General features: G+C 54.7%; 18 protein-coding genes. 12 read left to right on the top strand and 6 right to left on the bottom strand.

The genetic code is table 11. The features are described from left to right. Window positions 1-2 precede the first annotated feature (2 nt). From KW849_RS10970 to KW849_RS10955, 4 genes are all read right to left on the bottom strand, one after another. Complete coding sequence (locus KW849_RS10970) at window positions 3-686, bottom strand: amino acid ABC transporter permease (RefSeq protein WP_218429438.1); 684 nt, start codon at window positions 684-686, stop codon at window positions 3-5. Further along, complete coding sequence (locus KW849_RS10965; RefSeq protein ID WP_019582764.1) at window positions 683-1,339, bottom strand: amino acid ABC transporter permease; 657 nt, start codon at window positions 1,337-1,339, stop codon at window positions 683-685. The genes KW849_RS10970 and KW849_RS10965 overlap by 4 nt, the downstream gene beginning before the upstream one ends. Continuing rightward, complete coding sequence (locus tag KW849_RS10960; protein ID WP_256357168.1) at window positions 1,339-2,127, bottom strand: amino acid ABC transporter ATP-binding protein; 789 nt, start codon at window positions 2,125-2,127, stop codon at window positions 1,339-1,341. The genes KW849_RS10965 and KW849_RS10960 overlap by 1 nt, the downstream gene beginning before the upstream one ends. A gap of 77 nt (window positions 2,128-2,204) precedes the next feature. After that, entirely contained in the window at window positions 2,205-3,077 is an 873-nt protein-coding gene (locus tag KW849_RS10955; protein WP_218429437.1) for an ABC transporter substrate-binding protein, read from the bottom strand. 98 nt (window positions 3,078-3,175) lie between these two features. Here KW849_RS10955 and KW849_RS10950 point away from each other — a divergent pair, with 98 nt between their 5' ends. Continuing rightward, on the top strand, window positions 3,176-4,285 hold the full coding sequence (locus tag KW849_RS10950; protein ID WP_218429436.1) for a GlxA family transcriptional regulator: 1,110 nt from the start codon (window positions 3,176-3,178) through the stop codon (window positions 4,283-4,285). Window positions 4,286-5,006: 721 nt separating this feature from the next. Next, window positions 5,007-5,336 carry a hypothetical protein gene (locus tag KW849_RS10945; protein ID WP_218429435.1) on the top strand — a complete coding sequence of 110 codons (330 nt, stop codon included), beginning with the start codon at window positions 5,007-5,009 and terminating at the stop codon, window positions 5,334-5,336. A 163-nt stretch (window positions 5,337-5,499) separates the two neighbouring features. Here the strand turns inward: KW849_RS10945 and KW849_RS10940 are convergent, their stop codons facing one another. Together KW849_RS10940 and KW849_RS10935 are read right to left on the bottom strand one after the other, a co-directional pair. Continuing rightward, window positions 5,500-6,186: a hypothetical protein gene (locus KW849_RS10940; protein WP_218429434.1), complete on the bottom strand. Its 687-nt coding sequence runs from the start codon at window positions 6,184-6,186 to the stop codon at window positions 5,500-5,502. Window positions 6,187-6,441: 255 nt separating this feature from the next. Next, window positions 6,442-6,942 carry a hypothetical protein gene (locus tag KW849_RS10935; protein WP_218429433.1) on the bottom strand — a complete coding sequence of 167 codons (501 nt, stop codon included), beginning with the start codon at window positions 6,940-6,942 and terminating at the stop codon, window positions 6,442-6,444. 873 nt (window positions 6,943-7,815) lie between these two features. On the opposite strand from KW849_RS10935, the gene KW849_RS10930 reads away from it, so the two are divergent. The 10 genes from KW849_RS10930 (at window position 7,816) to KW849_RS10885 (ending at window position 20,080) form a co-directional block, all read left to right on the top strand. Beyond that, window positions 7,816-10,737, top strand: coding sequence for a DEAD/DEAH box helicase (locus KW849_RS10930; protein WP_218429432.1), 2,922 nt, complete (start codon window positions 7,816-7,818; stop codon window positions 10,735-10,737). A gap of 533 nt (window positions 10,738-11,270) precedes the next feature. Next, complete coding sequence (locus KW849_RS10925; protein WP_218429431.1) at window positions 11,271-11,582, top strand: DUF3077 domain-containing protein; 312 nt, start codon at window positions 11,271-11,273, stop codon at window positions 11,580-11,582. Window positions 11,583-11,753: 171 nt separating this feature from the next. Next, on the top strand, window positions 11,754-12,890 hold the full coding sequence (locus KW849_RS10920; RefSeq protein WP_218429430.1) for an ImmA/IrrE family metallo-endopeptidase: 1,137 nt from the start codon (window positions 11,754-11,756) through the stop codon (window positions 12,888-12,890). Further along, complete coding sequence (locus tag KW849_RS10915; protein WP_371319130.1) at window positions 12,887-12,991, top strand: DUF4411 family protein; 105 nt, start codon at window positions 12,887-12,889, stop codon at window positions 12,989-12,991. Before KW849_RS10920 ends, KW849_RS10915 begins: the two co-directional genes overlap by 4 nt. Window positions 12,992-13,204: 213 nt before the next feature. After that, the gene (locus KW849_RS10910) at window positions 13,205-13,516 is read left to right on the top strand and encodes a DUF3077 domain-containing protein (RefSeq protein ID WP_218429429.1); all 312 of its coding nucleotides are present in this window, start codon (window positions 13,205-13,207) and stop codon (window positions 13,514-13,516) included. Window positions 13,517-13,831: 315 nt separating this feature from the next. Beyond that, window positions 13,832-14,269 (top strand): hypothetical protein, encoded by a 438-nt coding sequence (locus tag KW849_RS10905; RefSeq protein WP_218429428.1) that lies wholly within the window; start codon window positions 13,832-13,834, stop codon window positions 14,267-14,269. 678 nt (window positions 14,270-14,947) lie between these two features. Further along, window positions 14,948-15,424: a formate dehydrogenase subunit gamma gene (locus tag KW849_RS10900; RefSeq protein WP_218429427.1), complete on the top strand. Its 477-nt coding sequence runs from the start codon at window positions 14,948-14,950 to the stop codon at window positions 15,422-15,424. Next, window positions 15,421-16,983, top strand: coding sequence for an NADH-quinone oxidoreductase subunit NuoF (locus KW849_RS10895; RefSeq protein ID WP_218429426.1), 1,563 nt, complete (start codon window positions 15,421-15,423; stop codon window positions 16,981-16,983). Before KW849_RS10900 ends, KW849_RS10895 begins: the two co-directional genes overlap by 4 nt. After that, window positions 16,980-19,862 (top strand): formate dehydrogenase subunit alpha, encoded by a 2,883-nt coding sequence (gene fdhF, locus KW849_RS10890; RefSeq protein ID WP_218429425.1) that lies wholly within the window; start codon window positions 16,980-16,982, stop codon window positions 19,860-19,862. The genes KW849_RS10895 and fdhF overlap by 4 nt, the downstream gene beginning before the upstream one ends. After that, on the top strand, window positions 19,859-20,080 hold the full coding sequence (locus KW849_RS10885) for a formate dehydrogenase subunit delta (RefSeq protein WP_218429424.1): 222 nt from the start codon (window positions 19,859-19,861) through the stop codon (window positions 20,078-20,080). Before fdhF ends, KW849_RS10885 begins: the two co-directional genes overlap by 4 nt. Window positions 20,081-20,091: the final 11 nt, after the last annotated feature.

Genomic DNA, 20,091 nt, shown 5'->3' with positions numbered 1-20,091 from the left:
GTTCAACCTCGTACGGTTTTGCGCCCGCGTGAAAAGTGCTTTTCAAGCACACGCGACAGCATTGAAAGAGGGAAAGCGATAACAAAATAGAACAGCCCTACCAGCAGGAAGACATGCATTGGCAGGAAGGTTTCCGAAGCGATGGCCCGCGCCGCCAGCATCAACTCATCGGTGGCGATCAGAGCGCACAACGAGCTGTCCTTGAGGATCGACACGTAGGCGTTAAGCAGTGGCGGCAACATGCCGCGAATCGCTTGCGGCAGGATGACGGTGGTAAACGCTTTCAGCGGCGTCAGTCCGATGGCGATAGCGGCTTCGCGCTGGCCGCGATGCAGCGAATCCAGGCCGCCACGGAGGATTTCCGCAACGTAAGCGGCACCCTGCAAACCCAGACCGATGGCCCCGGCCCAATAGCCGGACAACGTCAACCCCAGGCTGGGCAACGCGAAATACAGGGCCAGCAGCAACGCCAGAAGAGGTACAGCGCGCATGCTCTGAATAAAGAACGCTGCCAACCGTTTCAGGATGACACTCGGACTTCTCATCGCCCAGACCAACAACGCCCCCAGCACGACCGCCAGAGCGAACCCCATCAGGGACAATTCGGCAGTGATCCGTGCACCGAGCAACAGGCGAGCGATCCAGTCGCTCCAGTACTCCGGGTATTGCTGAAAAAAACTGATCATCGCGCGCTCCCAAAATGACGTTCGAGCCGAATGAATCCCACACCGATCGGTAAAATCATCGCGGCGTAGATGCACATCACAGCCAAATAGATCAGTGAAGTCTGGAAGGTGGAGGTCACCAGATTGCGCGCCAGGAACATGATTTCCGGCACGGCGATGGCCGAGGCGATGGAGGTGTCCTTGACCAATTGCGTGACGTAGTTGGCGAACGCTGGCAACGTCACGCGCAGGGCCTGGGGCAAGAGAATGCAGTGCAAAATCTGCATCCGGCTCAGACCGACAGCCAACCCGGCTTCATGCTGACCGACATGCAGCGACTGCAAGCCGCTACGGAAAATATCAGCCAACACCGCGCTGCCCACCAGACTCAAGCCAACGATGGCGGCCAGCCACGCGGGCAAGTTGATGCCAAGGTAGGAGAGACCGAAATAGATCAGGAACAGATGCGCCAGCGCGGGAACATTGCGCATCCACTCAATGAAACAGCCGATCACCCCATGCAACACCCGTGACCGACTGAACGTCAGCAACACCGCCAGTACTACCCCTCCGGCACTCGCCAGCAGCAAGGTACACAGCGCGATTTCCAGGGCGGTGAGCGCGCCTTTCAACAACAGAGGCAGTAGCCCGAGAAAGACCTCGAAGTTCGCCATCAAGCGCCCTCCATGGCCATGCGCCCAAGAAAACTGCGGGTACGCTCATGGCTTGGGTTGTCGATTACCTGCGCCGAAGGCCCTTGCTCGATAATGTGTCCGCCGTCCATGAAGATCACCCGATCCGCCACATCCCGAGCGAAGCGCACTTCGTGGGTCACCATGATCATGGTGCGGCCCTCTTGCGCCAGCTCACGAATCACGGCCAGTACTTCCCCCACCAGTTCGGGGTCCAGCGCCGAGGTCGGCTCGTCGAACAGGATGACTTTAGGTTGTTGGGCCAACGCGCGGGCGATAGCGACCCGCTGTTGCTGTCCGCCGGACAACTGCTCGGGATAGACCTCGGCCTTGTGCCGCAGATGGACTTTTTCCAACATGGCATCAGCCAGCTCATAGGCCTGCTTGCGCGGCATACCCTGTGCCTTGATCGGCCCCAGCGCGACGTTGTCGCGTACGCTCAAATGTGGCCACAGGTAGAAGAGCTGGAACACCATCGCGATCTCGCGTCGCTGCGGAGCCATTTCCCGATCATTCATCAGACGTATGCGTTTACCGTCCTTGATCTGCCCGATCAACTCGTCGCCCAGCCAGATATCGCCTCGAGTGGGTTTTTCCAGGTAATTGATGCAACGCAGGCAAGTGGACTTTCCCGACCCGCTGGGGCCGATCAACGACAGGGTTTCACCGGCTTTCAACTCCAGGTTGATCCCCTTGAGCACCTCAAGATCACCATAACTTTTGTGCAGGTCATGCACTCGCAGCAACGCAGGTTCGGACGGGGTCGACATCTTGGTTAACCTCTTTTTGTTATAGACATGGCGATGAATCGGCGCGGGCCATCAGGCCGATTCATCCGCTCAAGCGCTTACTTGCAGCCGGGCAGTTTCCAGTCCGCCGGGCGGTCGACACCCAGCCTCAGGTCCTTGCCTTCCGGCACATACCAGACATCCTGAGTCAGACCGTAGCGGGCACCGATCTTGCGCATTTCACAGCTTTTCCAGAGGGTCTGGATCTGCTCGTTCACGGCAGCCACCAGCTGCGGGCTGGCCCCTTTATTGAAGCCGTACACCACCTGACCCAGACCCGTCAGCAGTGGGAAATTCGGATCGTTGTCGGTGAAAGCGTTGAAGTGCAGGTGCCACTGCTCGTTGCGAAAAATGGCGTATTGCATGACCGGAGGATCCCCAATCACTGCATCGATGCGCCCGGCGAGGAGATCGCGCACCGCGGCATCGGAGGTGTCGTACAGCGCTACTTGCAGCCCTTCGATCTTGCGCATCTCAGGGATGAACGAGAAACCCGTGATGGTGCCGACCTTCTTGCCCTGCAAATCTTTGAGGCTGCTCCAGTTAGTCTTGTCGGTCTGGGTGATGCCGTTCTTGAAATAGTGAATCGGGTCGCTCACGGTCATGATCTTCGCGCGCTGCTCGGTCCAGCCCATGGTGCCGGCCATGACATCCACGCGTTTAGCTTGTACTGAGGCGATGGTGCCGGCCCAGTCCATCAAGGCAGGTTTAACCTTCAAACCCAGCTTCTCAGATATTTGTTGAAGGATTTCACCGTCGTAGCCGACCATCCGGCTGTCTTGATAACCGGTCCCCGGCATATCGCCAGTGAACGCGATAGTCAGGCTTCCCGGCTCTACCGTTTCCAGTGCGAATGCCGGTACCGAGGCCAGCATGGATACCAGCAGACCCGCATAGATACCGGCAAAACGTTGAACGTTGGGCTTCTTCATCACGTGCTCCTCGATTGTTTTTTTATGAACAGCATGGTGTTGGGCAGGCGCTCATCGTATGGTGATCAGCGGCATAACTGGTTGGATGGTTTGCATGAATGATTGAACATTTGCGACATTTCGGAGATGTACTGTCCAGGGCCTCCAGCGAAAGCCTCGTAGAAGAGCTTGATAATGGTCAGGCACGACATCCGCCAAGCCGACGCGGCGCCACTGAGTTATCTATTGGCATTGTGTTGTGGCCGCGCTTCCCTTTGCTGTCACTGTCAGGGCTGACCGATGCGCTGCGACATGCCGCCGATACGGGCGATCAGAGCCGTCCGATACGCTGCCAATGGAAAGTACTGGGTACCCCTGGGCAAAGAGTCATTTCCAGCTGCGGACTGGATGTGCCTATCGACAGTGAGCTCACCAATCCTCATCAATTTGATTACATCGTGGTGATTGGTGGGCTGCTTGATTCCCTCGAGGCCGCACCAAAGACGTATCCGGCATTTCTGCTTCAGGCAGCCGCCGCTAACGTGCCGTTGATCGGTCTATGCACGGGCAGCTTCGTGCTCGCTCGACATGGCTTGATGGAGGGACGTACCGCTTGCGTACATGCCTACCATTGCGACGACTGGAAACGTCTGTTCCCCAGATTGCGCTTTGTCAGCAACAGTGACTTCCTCATCGACAAGGATCGGATCACCTGCGCAGGCGGTATCTCGGTGATTGAGTTGGCCATCCATCTTATTGGGGTGCATTGCGGCCCGGATCGGGCCGGCAAAGTTGTTCATCAGATGACGGTCGCAAAAAGCAGCTCCGGCAGTTTCGTCGACCGGCGCAAGGCACTTGGCTACGCCAGCTCTTCGAACAGGCGCCTGCACGAAGCCGTCATGCTGATGGAAAAGCACATGACCGAGCCCTTGGATATTGACTCAATCGCGAACCTTGTCGGTACCAGTAAACGGCAACTGGAGCGGCTGTTTGTCGCCGAAACCAGTAACACTCCAGCCCAATTCTACCGTCAGGTTCGACTCAGGTTTGGCCGATGGCTCCTCATCAGCTCGGATCGACATATAGGGGAAATCGCTTTCGAATGCGGGTTCGCCGACGCACCTCATTTCATTCGACATTTTCAGAACATGTTTGGCATGTCCCCCGGAAAATTGCGCAAAGAGTTGATGCGAAAAGCGACACTCACCCAAGGGGGGAGGTTTTTTTAGACAGTGAAGCATTGATCGGTCGCGGGGCAGAATGTGAAGACCAAGTTGGAATGCGATTAACGGTTTTTCGACAGGCAACTTTTGGCTGATTTCTGCCTGTCACCACCGTCAGCTTTGGGACCAGGCTATGTAAAAACGCAGACACTGTTTTGAAGTCTGCGTCGCTACGTAAAATCTGCCAATGATTGGTGTATCAGCCGGACCTGAAATTTGCGTAGGAACGCGATTTTCGTTCTGGTTCTGACTGTCAAACCCGCTCTAAACCGTTTTTACACAGCCTCGGTTGTTTTCTGCCTGTCACGACTGGCTAGTTTGGCTCGATAGTTACCTATAGCGGCAGGCCAGACTCCGCCAAACCTGATTGCTTTGTTAAAAACAATGACTCACACAACATGCATCTCGTCGGAAATTCAAAAGACGGAATCATAAATTCCCCCCGCCCACTTGCTCGCATCAAAATACATGCCAAGTATAAATTCATGTACGCAAAAAGATGTACATCCAATTTAATCTATACTAATCAAGTAATTAATGTTTGTTTCAAGTCTCCCTCGGGCACCAAAATTAAGAAAGGTCTTGCTTTGCAAGGCCTTTTTTTCGCCCGCAAAAAAGCACCTGACACCCCACCGCCCCGTGTAGGAGCTGCCGAAGGCTGCGATCTTTTGATCTTGCCTCTCTTCTACCCTTCACCCCCGCGGAACATTTCACAAGGATTCCCCCCATGGAATTGCAACTGGAAACCGCCGCCCTCTTCTCCCTCAAACTGGCTTACGAATCGGAAGATTCAAGCCCGATTTTGCGTGACGATCTGGTGATGGGTGACTACCAGCGGGATGTGTTTGAGTTGCTGGTGCGGCGGGGGGATGTTGAGGCGATTCAGGTGAAGGTGGGTGAGTGTGTCGGGTTGGCGCTGGAGGCTATTGGGGGCGTGGATAAGCCGTTGGGGCAGGAGTTGCGGAGGTTGGCGGCTGAATTTGCCAATATTCAGACGATAGAGCAGATTGATGCCCCGCTCATTGCACTCAAGGATTATCTGAAAGACATTCAATGAACTGTAGGGACTGCCTAAAAATCTGGAACGTCCGATAGACGCCGGCCGCCAGGGCCCGTTCAATAATAATTCTGTCCCCTTTTCCCTGATATCGAGACGAAAGCGTAAGCATTACGGCAGCATCCCGTTCTTCGGGGATCAGATATTGCTTCAAGCCGCGCAGCTAATCTGCTCTCTTGATCGCGACCCAAGGGTGCCCATTCAACGTCGTATATATGAAATTTTCCTTCCTACGCTTTCCGTCTGCACCGTCATAAGAAATTGAGACATTCCCTGACGTTTCCGGCAACGTGATGAATTTTACCGGTATTGAAATTGAGCGTTTGAAGTCAATCATTGCGAATTTTCCTTCACTGACTCCACCAATAGGTGGGTCAATGACTATCTCAACTGCGTGTGCAACGGACCTTGCGACTCCGATTTCAATACTTGTTTCCGCATAGAACCCTACGCCGCGATTGGAGCTGACCGAGGGCCCGCCGCCAAAAACGAAATTCGCCCGAAAAGTGCGTTCTGTTTCCTCCAACTGCAGTTGCAGCGCCTGCTGCTGTGCATTGATCTGCTGGGTGGCAGCCGCCGCCATAATCGACTGCTGCTCCACAGAGTTTCTGAGCTCTTCGGCCTGCAACTTAAGCGCCTCGGTGCCCTGTCGCAGTTCATCGCCTTGTTGCAGGAAGCCTAGAATAAGCCAGAGAAACGCGACCGGGCCAAAAGCACCCGCAAGAAAATCACCCACCTCATTCAAAGGCATGATCATTAGTGTGTAGGCGCGGCCCGACACCACCGCAGCCAGCCCGAACAAGTAAACGGCCGTAACGACTCCACCGATCAACCCCAAACGTTTACGCATGTACCCTCTAGCCACCGTTTACTTGAATAAGAAAGAATAAAGAAAGGGGGAAGATCTGTTTTCATTTCTGAATAATAAATCTGTCCCAGTTTCCGTACAGTTTCCGTAAAATCGCCGAGTGACGGGATGTACTCAGTTCTGAGCACATCTTTCACTTCTAGGTAAACCTCTGCGGCACCTCGATCACACAGTGTAATATCGCGACGTGTGACGGTTTTATCTCACTGATCGGCAAAATTACAGCTTCTAAACTGCTCAGAATTGATTTTGTATGTACACGTCCCGTATTTCCGCATCAGCCTCGAGGCACGCATACAGGATAGTTAAGGATGACTTCACCAATCGATTATCCCGCCCTGGTGGTGAGTGTGGCGTGTGTTTGCCACCGTGAAAAAGATTGTTCCTTACTTGCTTTGCTGCATCTATAGCTTGCTCAAACCTGCAAACACCATGCAAAGCCCGGTGCTCCCACCGATGAGCGCTTACCTGAAACAAAGGTGGCTCGTCACAAAGATAACTGATCGCTTCTTCAAGGGGCGAGCCCGGTTCCACGATCACCAACTCAGCCGCTTTTTCAGCATACCCCCACCACGCGGGCTCAACTAAACGTCGAATCTCCCGGCAATTCCCTGTCTCTTTAAGCGAGAACTCAAACCGTGAGAAAACAGCGAAAAATTCACAAACGAGCTCTCGATCAAGATGAAGGCCAGCAAATGGTGAGGGGATATCCAAATCTTTGAGTTCCAATACGGTCATTGAGTAGGTAGCAATACTGGCTCATGCGATTATTCGAAGTAGCCTGACAGCAGGCTTGAGCAGGCACGATTCAATTGTGATCCTCGCTCACATTTGAGCATCCGAACTAAAGCAGCAATCCGGCTTTGCCTAGCAATCGACTCCGGGACACGTTTTCATGATTCGAAAAACGCGTCGCGCGCTCCAGCTCTTAGCGAATTTTCCTTGCGTAGCCTTTCTTAACTACGCGTGAAATGTAGCTATTCAGCCCTCTACCGGCTCTAGCCAATCGATGCATTTCTGCAATAGATCCAGGACCCGCGCTCTGATCTGTATATAGGTACTGCGCCCGGTCCATAAATTCGACAGTGATAGATCCATTCCCTATCTCAAATGCAGCCACATTTGAGTCTCCTCCCAGGTTCCTATAGCGTTCCATCGTCGCTCCTTTGAGCAAGTGATTTCATGAGTAAAGCAACGGATTGCACTGCACTCATGACACTAGTCTAGAATTTTCGAATGTCCAAAAAATGTACTGAGTACCCCCCTGACAGCAGGCTGGAGCAGGCGAGATTCAATAGTGATCCTGACTCAAGGAAAAAATGAAAAAATGGGGACGGATTTATTTTCGAGTTTAATCCACTAATAAATCTGTCCCCTTTTCCCAAAACAGCGGAGTGCCCGACGGACAAACCGGCGCTGGTCGCCACGTCTCATCCAATAATAAATCCGTCCCCTTTTCTCCCCCGTCGCCCCTTCCTCGGAAGCGAAGCTGATTTTCTGGTCCAGCCACTGGAGCGCTCCTTATCCTAAAGCCAAATTGACGCTGCCCACCAAGTGATGCTATCTAGCCATTACCTGTTTTTTAGCATCAATCAGCCTGAAGGGAGTCATATGGCAATCAATACTGAGTTGTACGCAGAAAATCCAATATATAAAAGCTGGATTGATAACCCAGTTAAAATCATTGAACCCAGCCCAATTAATAATCATGCCGGATTCAGAAAGCCTCAAAGAGCAGCGATTTTTACATCTCTGGCACATTTGATCTCCGCGCCGCTTAAACCGGCTACTGTGGTAATGCCAACTGGTACGGGAAAAACAGATACAATTTTGGCAATAACACTAGCCGGATTTTTTGAAAAAACCTTGGTAATTGTTCCATCAGATGCACTTAGAGGCCAGACGATTGATAAGTTTCGCGAACTAAAAAATCTTCGTGAAATGGGCGCAATCAGTGAACGCCTCTTATCGCCAGAAGTTTTTCGTCTAAGCGGCACATTAAAACCAGAAGACGAAAACAGCTTTGAAAAAAGCAACGTTGTCATCTCAACTCCAAATGCACTCGATCTTTGTTCCGAACTAGAACTCTCTGAACTCGCGAAGCACTTTAGCCATCTCATAGTAGATGAGGCGCACCACGTAGCTGCAAAAACTTGGAGTCGTGTAAAGCGCTCCTTCACGGGAAAACCTTGCCTGCAATTTACGGCAACACCTTTTAGAGAGGATAAAGCCGCTTTAGACGGCGACATTATTTACAACTACCCTCTAAGAGAAGCCCAAATTGATGGCTACTTTCAAAAAATTGAATTTCACCCTGTAAGAGAATATCAAGCCTCTTTAGCCGACCAAGCAATTGCCGATCAAGCAGTCGAGCTTCTTAGAAAAGACCTATCTGAAGGTAAAGATCACATTTTAATGGCACGAGCCAAAACAATCAAAAAAGCTAAAGAAATTTTCAAAATTTATAGCCCTCATGAAGACCTGTCTCCAATCCTTGTACACAGCAAATCAGGACCTAGCCAGCCAACGATAGACGCAATAAAGGAAAAAAAACACCGTATCGTTGTCTGCGTCAACATGCTGGGAGAGGGATTTGACCTCCCTGAATTGAAAATTGCTGCCTTACACGATCAACACTGTAGTCCTGCAATCACGTTGCAGTTCATTGGTCGTCTTACCCGAGTGAATCCCAAACTCGGCTCAGCAAAATTCGTAGCGAATATCGCAAACCAAAAAGTCGGAGGACAAATGTCCGCCCTTTATGCAGAGAGCGCGGATTGGGGAGTCGTAATCAAGGAGGTCAGCGAGAAAAAGATAACCCGAGAGTTGCAACGAGAGGCGTTCAATGCTCGCTTTGAGGAGGTTGAGGACGGAGATCAAATTCTAGCACTCAACCCTAATCCTAATATAAGTGCCATCGCATACTCGGTACTCCCAACGAATTGGTTGCCATTCGGAGCAAGAGAGATGAAGTCTCAGAATGAAGCAATCAAACTCTATTCAGTCAGCGAAAACTCCGATTTAGTTATGGCAGTCACTCGAGCAGAGCACCCTGTTTCATGGGCCGACACCGCCGAAATCTCCACCATAGACTGGAATTTATACCTGGCATATTACAAGAAAGACACCCAAACTCTTTTCATTAATTGTTCAGGAGACGAAGGGCAGGCGTTAAAATTCAAAAATTTGATTACACGCGAAGCCGTGAGAGTTGTTGGCGATAAAACGTTCAGAGTTTTACACAACATGAATCTACTAAAATTCCAAAATATCGGATTAACACGGGGCACCCGAGACCTTAGATTTACAATGCATGTGGGTCGAGATGTAACGGCGGTTCTTGGAGAACTGGAAGACGGTACAGCCATCAAATCAAACATCTTCGGCATCGGATTTGAAAACGGAGAAAAAAGCACTGCTGGATGCTCTGCAAAAGGCAAAATATGGAGCATGCACACAGACTCAATTGATGAGTGGGTAAAGTGGTGCGATATGGTTTCCACAAAAATAAACAACAGAAATATTAATACTCGAGATATTCTAGAATATGTTGTCAGGACCGAGCAAATAGAAGGCCAATGGCCAGACGGCCTATTTTACGCAGACTGGTCAGAATCTATTTATATTGAAAACGAACGAAGGACTCAGCTAGTAGTAAACGGCAAACAATACAGCCTGATCGATCTTACATGCGGCCAGCCTATATATAAAAACAGCACCGAACTTGCAATTCCAATTTTGGCATCCGACGTTGAAATTTTCTCCATCCAACTTCTCTTACTTTCTGATGGCTACCGAGTGACTTGCGGCAACGTTGAAATATCTAGTAAAGGCGGCATGTCTTTCGCCGACTACTTGGAAGGCAACCCGCTACGTCTACTCAGAACCGATGGATCTGTAATTCTTGGAAACTACAGAAACTACTCCCCCAAGACTCTTAATATATTACTACCTACACGACTCCTAAGCAGTTGGGATTGGGGAGTGACAATGATAAACAAAGAGTCCATGGGTAAGAGCAAGGACCTAAATACGGTTCAAGGTTTCACCTACTCAAAAATCTCTGACATGTACGACATCATCGTTAATGATGATGGAAGTGGTGAAATCGCTGACTTGGTAGCGATCAAAGAGCACCCCGACCATATACAAGTCGATCTATATCACTGTAAATACTGCAACAAGGGCGAGAACCCAGGCGGGCGAGTCAACGACACCTATGTAGTGACAGGACAAGCGAGTCGCTCAGCAAAATGGCTGCACAACGGTGAAGCACTATTCAGCCAACTTCTCTATCGATATAGCACCTCGTTAGAGGAGGGCTTTGATCGTATTTTGAAGGGCAAAGCTGCTCAACTAGATATCTTGCGCAATAAGTGCAGAGACATAGAGCTTCGACTAGGATTCTATATTGTTCAGCCTGCAATATCACAAGCCAAAATCACAAATGAAATGCTGTCAGTTCTCGGAACAAGCTACTCTTACGTCAAGGCAATTTCCGGAGTTGATATTAACGTAATAGTAAACTCATAACACCATAAGCAATCAGCTTCACTACAACCTTATAACAATGGAGATAAATTCAAAAAATAATTAGAAAGGAGAAAAAACAACCATTTCTAACCGTTTGAAAACCGGACGTCCTTCGTCCAATCAGCCCTCCTGCGACAGGCGCTGTACTGTTTGATTGATGGTTGCACCAATTGTGGCTGCACGATACCCTCCCACCCGTCGCTGCCAATTCAGCGACCGGGTGTGGTAACCCGAGTTATTCAAGGCGCAACAGCGCCCCAATCACGTCATCAGGCGCTTTTTTTATGCCTGCGGCGTGAGTTATGGCGGCTGTGCGTGGGACGCCCTCGGGCGTGCCGGTTTCCTTGATTCCCGGTTTACCACCCTGCGCACAGCTGTCACCCATTCGTGTGGTAACGAACGTGGCAGCTCCTCATATCAAGGAGTTGGATAATGCGCAGTATCAATCCGTTTGAAATTTGGCTTTCCCCTCAACGCAATTCCCAATCGCGTAACACCCTCCCACATTGCCTCTCCACCCTCGGAGGTGGCCAATGACTGAACAACCCGAACTCAAAACCATCGGCCTGACACCCGCGATCTACTGCGCGGATCAAGCACTGTTCCATGTCACGCGTGACGTTCCCCTCGGGGATGCGTTGGCGATAGCTTCTGATTTTCTGTTTTTGGCCAAGGCGCTGAGTAAGGATGCGGCTTATGCTAGGGACACGGATTATCACGCCTGGGCAGCGCATTATTTGACGGCGATGGGGAAGGCGGTGGTGGATGATGCGGTGAAGGTGCTGACGCGGAATCGTACTTCTGCAACGGCACCTAAGCAGCCTACGGCGAAATCCGAAGGATAGCGCCTGAGAACCGATGAGCCCCGAGTTATTCGGGGCTTACAAATATGCAGCGCTCGGCGACCAAAAACACGTGACGGCCCCCCTCCCTTGTAGTCAGATACGGCTATCGTTTGAATTGGCTGTGTGGAGGCATTTTGCTGGAATGGTTATGACACCAAAACGGAATCACACATGGAAGCGCTGATTAATCCGGACGTTCTGCGATGGGCGCGTGAGCGAGCATCCCTGAGCACGAGCACCCTGGCCAAAAGTCTTGGTACGCAGGAAGACAATGTGTTGGCGTGGGAGCAAGGCAAGAAAAAGCCCTCCTTCAACCAAGCCATGAATTACGCCCGGCAGACGTACATCCCGTTTGGGTACCTTTACCTGTCTCAGCCACCAGTGGAAAGCCTTCCGCTGCCGGATCTCAGAACAATCAATGGAAAACGTGACCACGGATACAGTCTCGCCCTCATGGATACCATCAGGTGGGCCATGGAAAGACAAGAATGGTATCGCGACTACCTGATCAGCCAAGGCGTCACTGAAAATAGAATTGTCGGAAGGTTTTCGGTAAGCGACAGCGTGGCAGTGATCGTTGCAGACATCCGAGCGACCTTGGGCATACCCAACAAACCAAACCGCGGCGATTTTGATGACTACTTCAAGGACCTGATAAGCAAAATTGAAACAGCGGGCATCCTTGTAATGCGCAATAGTATTGTCAACAACAATACGAGCAGGCCATTGTTTGTAGAAGAGTTCCGTGGCTTTGCAATCAGCGACAAGTTAGCGCCCGTCATTTTTATCAATACAGCCGATTGCCCTGAGCCAAGACTGTTCACGTTAGCTCATGAACTGTCTCATATTTGGATAGGTCGTTCCGGCGTGTCTGACGGTGGCCCTGCCAACCATAGAGCTGAAGAGATCTTGTGTAATACGGTAGCGGCAGAGCTATTAACGCCCGAGCGCGAATTCCTCGCCTCTTGGGAGGCTGACGTTGAGTGGCAAGAAAACATCCCTCCCTTAACAAAATTCTTCCATGTTAGTGGCTGGGTGATAGCCAGGCGCGCCCTGACTTTCAACCTCATAACACCATCCGAATATGGTGCATTTATTGCCAGAAAGATCGCTGAGTACAAAGCTCGCAGCAAGAATGGCACGCAGCCATACAACAGACTGCAGACAGGACGAGTGAGCAAAACGCTGGCTACAGCAGTGGCAAGTGAAGCATTAAGTGGAAGAATGCTTTATCGAGATGCAGCACGTCTGATTGGCGTGAAGCCGCACAAGCTATCTGACTATTCTAAAAAGGAACTTGGATTTTGAGTTATTTGCTAGATGCGAACTCCTACATACAGGCGAAAAACACTCACTACCGGATGGGTTTTTGCCCTGGTTTCTGGGACTGGCTAGACAACGCTTATTGAGAAGCTGGGGAAGTCAACTTCCACGCTCCAGAAACAAGAAGGGCCGAACGTAATGCCGGACTGAGCCAGCACCAGAGGGTCGGGCGCGATTGATATCAATGCTGCCGCAGCCAAATGACCAGGTCAATGTGTACGAAATTTGGCTTTTCCTTTCACAAATTCCCAATCGCGTAACGCCCTCCCCCATTGCCGCCCCATCCTCGGAGGTGGCCAATGACTGAACAATCTGAACTCAAAACCATCGGCCTGACACCGGCCATCTACTGCGCGGATCAAGCGCTATTTCATGTCACTCGCGGCGTTCCTCTCGGCGATGCGTTGTCCATGGCCTCCGATTTTCTATTCCTGGCCAAAACGCTCACTGAAGATGCCGCTTATGCCAGAGATACTGATCGTCACGCCTGGGCTGCGCATTATCTGACCTCGCTGAGTAAGGCATTGGTGGATGATGCGGTGAAGGTGCTGATGCGGGATCGGGCTTGTGCGCCGGCATCTGCGCAGGCGACGTCGAGGTCTGCGGGATAGTGGTCGGGACTGTCGTGTAGCTGCTGTCATGGACGTCAGGCATGACGCGTTGGAAGGCGGGTTTGGTTGGGGAGAGCGAGGGTATTCAGCGGGAATGTGGATGCCTTGCGTTTTTCGCGAGCAAGCTCGCTCCTACAGGGTGGGTGGTCCCACGGAAGTGGGGTGTTGGCCGGAGTTTTGAACAGCGCCCGTTTACGCAACTACAACCCGATGGCTATTGGACCGACCATCCGAATAACCTCAGGATTTGTACAGCTGACTAAAATTCAGTGGGGGATCTCTTCAACGAGCCCTTACAAGGCGGGAGGTTTTACGATGAAAGTCGTAACTTCGCTGGCGTTGATGGTAGCGGCAGGATGGATCTCCGTGGTTGGTGCAGCCCCGAAGCAAATCGTTGCCGTTCCCTTGAACGCAACTACTTACAATGCCGGACATATCGCTCAGGCCATTCTGACCCCCTTGAGCAGTGAGACGGCGCTCTCGTTGTTTGTGGGTGGTGTACCCAATGGCACTGCAATTCCGGCGCACTTGTATACCTATATCTACTCGGGAAGCTGCGCCAGGCACGAGTCCAAGCCGGCCTATTCACTCAATCGCATCGTGGCCGACAACTTCAACGAGCAGGCGGGCATCCAACTCTGGAAGAGCGTGCCTATGGCTTATGACTCGCTGCGGTCCGGCGGATACGCGCTGGTGATGCGGACAAGCCCGGCCGATGGGAATCCCGATATTTTCTGTGGTGAGCTTGGTTAAGGGTTTTCCCCGCCTCCATGCATAGCGTGGGGGCGGGGGATTATCCCTCTCAGGCTGTTTGCAGTATGACGGTGGTCATTCAACAGCAGATGTTGATTGCCTTGCGTTTTTCGCGAGCAGGCTCGCTCCTACAGTAGTGGCTTGTGTTTCTGTTCAGGGTTTTGTGTTGGCTGGGCTGGCGCTTTCGCGGGCAAGCCCGCTCCTACAGGGATTGGGGTTGTCTTGCGGGTATTGTTGGCCCCGGGTTTCGGGGCTTTTGATTGCTCGGGTTCGAAGTAAATGCTGGGGAATCGGTTTTGAGGTTTCCAGCCTCCAGGTTCTTCCGGTGGGCTTGATCGTCACCTTCTCCACAGGTAATCCACTGTGCATAACTTCTGCAACCGCCCCCTCTGGCACGGCGCCTCCACCCTCATTCTTCTAGACTCAACACAAGGTCGTAGACAGAACCGAACACGTCGCTCTGGTGCAGCCGATTCAAGGGCCGCGTGGCAATCTGGCTTTTATGCCCCTTTAGAGGCGCGGCGAAGACCGTGCCGGGCACAACAAGATGCCCGCTCAGGGTGCCCTGGCCGACGGTCTGTAGATGCCACGATACCGTGACGTGGTGTAAATGCCGCAGCCGACACTTTCGGACAACCGACAACCACCTGGTTTGTCCGTGACTGTGAGGATTGCTGAATGCCTGATGAGATGTTGCACCTGCCTGTGGTCAATAGTCTGCTGGAGCGCCACAAGGGCTCTGCGGGTGCGCTGTTGCCCATTCTTCATGATATTCAGGAGCGTATCGGTTACGTCCCCGATGTCGCCGTCCCCGAGATTGCCCATGCCCTCAACCTGAGCCAGGCCGAGGTTCGCGGGGTGATCAGTTTTTACCATGATTTCCGTACTTCGCCGCCCGCGCGGCATATCCTGCGGCTGTGCCGGGCCGAGTCGTGCCAGAGCCGTGGCGCCGAGCAGCTTGCCGCGCAGTTGCGCGAGCGCCTGCAACTGGATGATCACGGTAGCAGCGCCGATGGCAGCATCAGTTTGCGTCCGGTGTATTGCCTGGGTGCCTGTGCCTGTTCGCCCGCTCTGGAGCTGGATGGCCGGGTGCATGCGCGGCTCAGTGCCGAGCGTCTGGATGCCCTGCTCGACGCTTGCCGGGAGGACGCATGATGCCGATGCTCTATCTGCCTTGTGATTCTCTTGCCCGTGCCGTGGGTGCCGATGAGGTCGCTGTGGCCCTGATCACGCTGGCTCAGGAACGCAATCTGCCGCTGGAGTTGCAGCGCACCAGTTCACGTGGCCTGTATTGGCTGGAACCGCTGCTGGAAGTGGACAGCCCGCAAGGTCGTATCGGCTTCGGCCCGCTGACGGCTGACGATGTGCCGTCCGTGCTGGATGCCCTGAATGGCGATCCTTCCACTCATCCGCTGGCCTTGGGCCTGGTGGAAGAGCTGCCTTATCTGAAGTCTCAACAACGCCTGCTGTTCGCCCGCGCCGGCATTACCCAGCCGCTGTCTCTGGAGGATTACCAGGCCCACGGCGGTTTCGAGGGTTTGACCCAGGCCATCGCCATTGGCGGCGAGCAGACCGCGACAGCAGTGTTCGATTCAGGCCTGCGTGGCCGTGGCGGCGCAGCATTCCCGGCCGGGATCAAGTGGCGCACAGTGCGCGGCACTCAAGCTGCGCAGAAGTACATCGTATGCAACGCCGACGAAGGCGACTCCGGCACTTTCGCCGACCGCATGCTGATGGAGGGCGACCCCTTCCTGCTGATCGAAGGCATGGCGATTGCCGGCATTACCGTCGGCGCCACCTACGGCTACATCTATGTGCGCTCGGAATATCCGGATGCAGTGGCCACGCTGCGTGAAGCATTGAACATCGCCCGAGAAGCCGGTTACCTCGGCGCCAATGTCGGCGGCAGCGGCCAGGCCTTCGATATGGAAGTGCGCGTCGGTGCCGGTGCTTACATCTGCGGAGAAGAAACCGCGCTGCTGGACTCCCTCGAAGGCAAGCGCGGGATCGTCCGCGCCAAGCCGCCGATTCCAGCGTTGCAGGGCTTGTTCGGTCTACCGACCCTGGTGCACAACGTGCTGACTTTGGCCTCGGTGCCGCTGATTCTGGCCAAGGGTGCGCAGTTCTACCGCGATTACGGCATGGGCCGCTCCCTGGGCACCATGCCTTTCCAGTTGGCGGGCAATGTTCGTCACGGCGGCTTGGTGGAACGGGCCTTTGGCCTGACCTTGCGCGAACTGGTGGAAGACTACGGCGGCGGGACCGCCAGTGGCCGGCCGTTGAAGGCGGCACAGGTGGGCGGCCCGCTCGGCGCCTGGGTGCCACCTGCGCAATTCGACACGCCGCTGGATTACGAAGCCTTTATGGCCATCGGCGCGATGCTCGGTCACGGTGGAGTGGTGGTGGCTGACGACACACTGGACATGGCCCGCATGGCACGTTTCGCGATGCAGTTCTGCGCCGAGGAATCCTGTGGCAAATGCACGCCTTGCCGCATCGGTTCGACCCGTGGCGTCGAGGTGATCGACCGCCTGCTGGCCGCGCCCGACCAGAGCGGTCGTGATGAGCAGGTGATCATCCTCAAGGACCTGTGCGACACCCTGCAATACGGTTCGCTGTGCGCGTTGGGCGGCATGACGTCTTATCCCGTGGCCAGCGCCCTCAAGCACTTCCCCGCTGACTTCGGTCTGCAAGCCTCGGAGGCCGAGCAATGATTACTCTCTTCGACCCGAAAACCGATATCGACCTCGGTACGCCAGCCCGCAACAGCCAGGTACAAGTCACCCTGAACATCGACGGCCGCAGCATCAGCGTGCCCGAAGGCACCTCGGTGATGCACGCCGCCGCGCTGCTGGGCACGACTATTCCCAAACTCTGTGCCACCGACAGCCTGGAACCTTTTGGCTCCTGCCGCATGTGCCTGGTGGAGATCGACGGCATGCGCGGTTATCCGGCGTCCTGCACCACGCCGGTCACCGAAGGCATGAGCGTGCATACCCAGACGCCAAAGCTCGCGACCCTGCGCCGTAACGTCATGGAGCTGTACATCTCCGATCACCCGCTGGACTGCCTGACCTGCTCGGCCAACGGCAACTGCGAGCTGCAAACCGTGGCCGGTCAGGTCGGCCTGCGGGAAGTGCGTTATGGCTATGAAGGCGAGAACCATCTGGAGGACGTGAAAGACACCTCCAACCCGTATTTCGACTACGACCCGAGCAAGTGCATCGTCTGCAACCGCTGCGTGCGCGCCTGCGAAGAAACCCAGGGCACCTTTGCCCTGACCATTACCGGGCGCGGTTTCGAATCTCGGGTGGCCGCTGCAGGTGGCGAGAACTTCCTCGACTCGGAATGCGTGTCCTGCGGCGCCTGTGTGCAAGCCTGCCCCACCGCGACCCTGATGGAAAAAAGCGTGGTCGAACTGGGCCAGCCCGAACGCAGCGTGATCACTACCTGTGCCTATTGCGGCGTGGGCTGCTCGTTCCGTGCCGAGATGAAAGGCGACCAACTGGTGCGCATGGTTCCGGACAAGAACGGCCAGGCCAACCACGGCCACTCCTGCGTCAAGGGGCGCTTCGCCTGGGGCTACGCCACCCACCCGGATCGCATCACCAAGCCGATGATCCGCAAGCACATCAGCGACCCGTGGCAGGAAGTCAGCTGGGATGAAGCGGTGACCTACGCCGCCAGCGAATTCCGCCGCCTGCAGCAAAAATATGGTCGCGACTCCATCGGTGGCATCACCTCCAGCCGCTGCACCAACGAAGAAACCTATCTGGTGCAAAAACTGGTGCGCGCCGCGTTCGGCAACAACAACGTCGACACCTGTGCGCGAGTCTGCCACTCGCCGACCGGCTATGGCCTGAAGCAGACCCTTGGCGAGTCCGCCGGCACCCAGAGTTTCGACTCGGTGATGCAGGCCGACGTGATCCTGGTGATAGGCGCCAACCCCAGCGACGCCCACCCGGTGTTCGCCTCCCAGCTCAAACGCCGTCTGCGTGAAGGCGCGCGGCTGATCGTCATCGATCCACGACGCATCGATCTGGTGGATACGGTGCATGCCCGCGCCGAGTATCACCTGGCCCTGCGCCCCGGCACTAACGTTGCCATGCTCAACGCCCTGGCCCACGTGATTGTCACCGAAGGCTTGCTCAACCAGACCTTTATCGACGCCCGTTGCGAGGGCAGCGATTTCGCGATCTGGAGTGAATTCGTCAGCCGTGCGGAAAACTCGCCGGAAGCCCTTGGCCCTGTCTGCGGTGTACCCGCTGCCGACATCCGTGCCGCTGCGCGCCTGTATGCCACCGGTGGCAATGCGGCGATCTACTACGGTTTGGGCGTCACCGAACACAGTCAGGGCAGTACTTCTGTGATGGGTATTGCCAACCTCGCCATGGCCACCGGCAACATTGGCCGCGAAGGCGTGGGCGTGAACCCGCTGCGTGGGCAGAACAACGTGCAGGGCTCCTGTGACATGGGTTCCTTCCCCCACGAGCTGCCCGGCTACCGGCATGTTTCCAACGAAACGGTACGGGCGCAGTTCGAACAAGCCTGGAACGTCACCCTGCAACCCGATCCGGGCCTGCGCATCCCCAACATGTTCGAGTCGGCCCTGACCGGCAGCTTCAAGGGCCTGTATTGCCAGGGCGAAGACATCGCCCAGAGCGACCCCAATACCCAGCACGTCACCGCGGCTCTGTCGGCCATGGAGTGCATCGTGGTGCAGGACATTTTCCTCAACGAAACCGCCAAGTTCGCCCACGTGTTCCTGCCGGGCTGCTCGTTCCTGGAAAAAGACGGCACCTTCACCAACGCCGAACGACGCATCTCCCGCGTGCGCAAAGTCATGGAGCCGCTGGGCGGCAAGGCCGACTGGGAAGGCACCGTAGCCCTGGCCAACGCCCTAGGCTACCCGATGAATTACCAGCACCCGTCGCAAATCATGGATGAAATCGCCAGCCTGACGCCGACTTTCACCAACGTCAGCTACGCCGAACTGGACCGCCATGGCAGCCTGCAATGGCCGTGCAACGCCGAGGCACCGGACGGCACACCGACCATGCACATCGAAGAATTCGTGCGTGGCAAGGGGCGCTTCATGCTCACCGGCTACGTGCCTACCGAGGAGAAGGTCAACAGTCGCTATCCGCTGCTGCTGACCACCGGGCGCATCCTCAGCCAGTACAACGTCGGCGCCCAGACCCGGCGCACCGACAACGTCGCCTGGCATGACGAAGATCGCCTGGAAATCCATCCGACCGACGCCGAGAGCCGTGGCATCAACGAAGGCGACTGGGTCGGTATCGGCAGCCGCGCCGGCCAGACCGTGCTACGTGCGCGGATTACCGAACGGGTCGCCCCGGGCGTGGTGTACACCACCTTCCACTTCCCGGAGTCGGGCGCCAACGTCATCACCACCGACAACTCCGACTGGGCCACCAACTGTCCGGAGTACAAGGTCACCGCCGTGGAAGTCAGCCGCGTCTACCACCCTTCGGAGTGGCAAAAACGCTTCCAGGAATTCAGCGATGAACAACAGCGTCTGCTCGACGCACGTCGCCAGGCACGCGGGACCAAAGCCGAGGTACGCCGATGAGCACGGACAACCTGATCAAGATGGCCAACCAGATTGCCCAGTACTTTGCCAGCCAGCCGGACCAGCAACAGGCGGCGCTCAGCGTGCGCAATCATATGCAGATGTACTGGGCGCCGAGCATGCGCAGGGAATTGCTGGCCTGGCAGACGGAACATCAGGGGGCGGACTTGCACCCTTTGGTGCAGGCGGCGGTGACTGGGGCGGGTTGGGAGGCTTAGCCTTGGACAAT

The sequence above is a fragment of the Pseudomonas sp. PDM26 genome, from assembly GCF_019219185.1.
Lineage (GTDB): Bacteria > Pseudomonadota > Gammaproteobacteria > Pseudomonadales > Pseudomonadaceae > Aquipseudomonas.
The sequence above is the reverse complement of the archived record's forward strand: the minus strand, read 5'-3'. Positions and strand labels throughout refer to the sequence as shown.

Bases quoted from the DNA above. Each gene is read 5' to 3' on its own strand.
- KW849_RS10955 (WP_218429437.1), bottom strand. From the start codon at position 3,077: ATGAAGAAGCCCAACGTTCAACGTTTTGCCGGTATCTATGCGGGTCTG.
- KW849_RS10940 (WP_218429434.1), bottom strand. From the start codon at position 6,186: ATGCGTAAACGTTTGGGGTTGATCGGTGGAGTCGTTACGGCCGTTTAC.
- KW849_RS10920 (WP_218429430.1), top strand. From the start codon at position 11,754: ATGGAAGCGCTGATTAATCCGGACGTTCTGCGATGGGCGCGTGAGCGA.
- KW849_RS10935 (WP_218429433.1), bottom strand. From the start codon at position 6,942: ATGACCGTATTGGAACTCAAAGATTTGGATATCCCCTCACCATTTGCT.
- fdhF (WP_218429425.1), top strand. From the start codon at position 16,980: ATGATTACTCTCTTCGACCCGAAAACCGATATCGACCTCGGTACGCCA.
- KW849_RS10930 (WP_218429432.1), top strand. From the start codon at position 7,816: ATGGCAATCAATACTGAGTTGTACGCAGAAAATCCAATATATAAAAGC.
- KW849_RS10970 (WP_218429438.1), bottom strand. From the start codon at position 686: ATGATCAGTTTTTTTCAGCAATACCCGGAGTACTGGAGCGACTGGATC.
- KW849_RS10895 (WP_218429426.1), top strand. From the start codon at position 15,421: ATGATGCCGATGCTCTATCTGCCTTGTGATTCTCTTGCCCGTGCCGTG.
- KW849_RS10910 (WP_218429429.1), top strand. From the start codon at position 13,205: ATGACTGAACAATCTGAACTCAAAACCATCGGCCTGACACCGGCCATC.
- KW849_RS10950 (WP_218429436.1), top strand. From the start codon at position 3,176: ATGATTGAACATTTGCGACATTTCGGAGATGTACTGTCCAGGGCCTCC.
- KW849_RS10905 (WP_218429428.1), top strand. From the start codon at position 13,832: ATGAAAGTCGTAACTTCGCTGGCGTTGATGGTAGCGGCAGGATGGATC.
- KW849_RS10900 (WP_218429427.1), top strand. From the start codon at position 14,948: ATGCCTGATGAGATGTTGCACCTGCCTGTGGTCAATAGTCTGCTGGAG.
- KW849_RS10965 (WP_019582764.1), bottom strand. From the start codon at position 1,339: ATGGCGAACTTCGAGGTCTTTCTCGGGCTACTGCCTCTGTTGTTGAAA.
- KW849_RS10960 (WP_256357168.1), bottom strand. From the start codon at position 2,127: ATGTCGACCCCGTCCGAACCTGCGTTGCTGCGAGTGCATGACCTGCAC.
- KW849_RS10925 (WP_218429431.1), top strand. From the start codon at position 11,271: ATGACTGAACAACCCGAACTCAAAACCATCGGCCTGACACCCGCGATC.
- KW849_RS10945 (WP_218429435.1), top strand. From the start codon at position 5,007: ATGGAATTGCAACTGGAAACCGCCGCCCTCTTCTCCCTCAAACTGGCT.
- KW849_RS10885 (WP_218429424.1), top strand. From the start codon at position 19,859: ATGAGCACGGACAACCTGATCAAGATGGCCAACCAGATTGCCCAGTAC.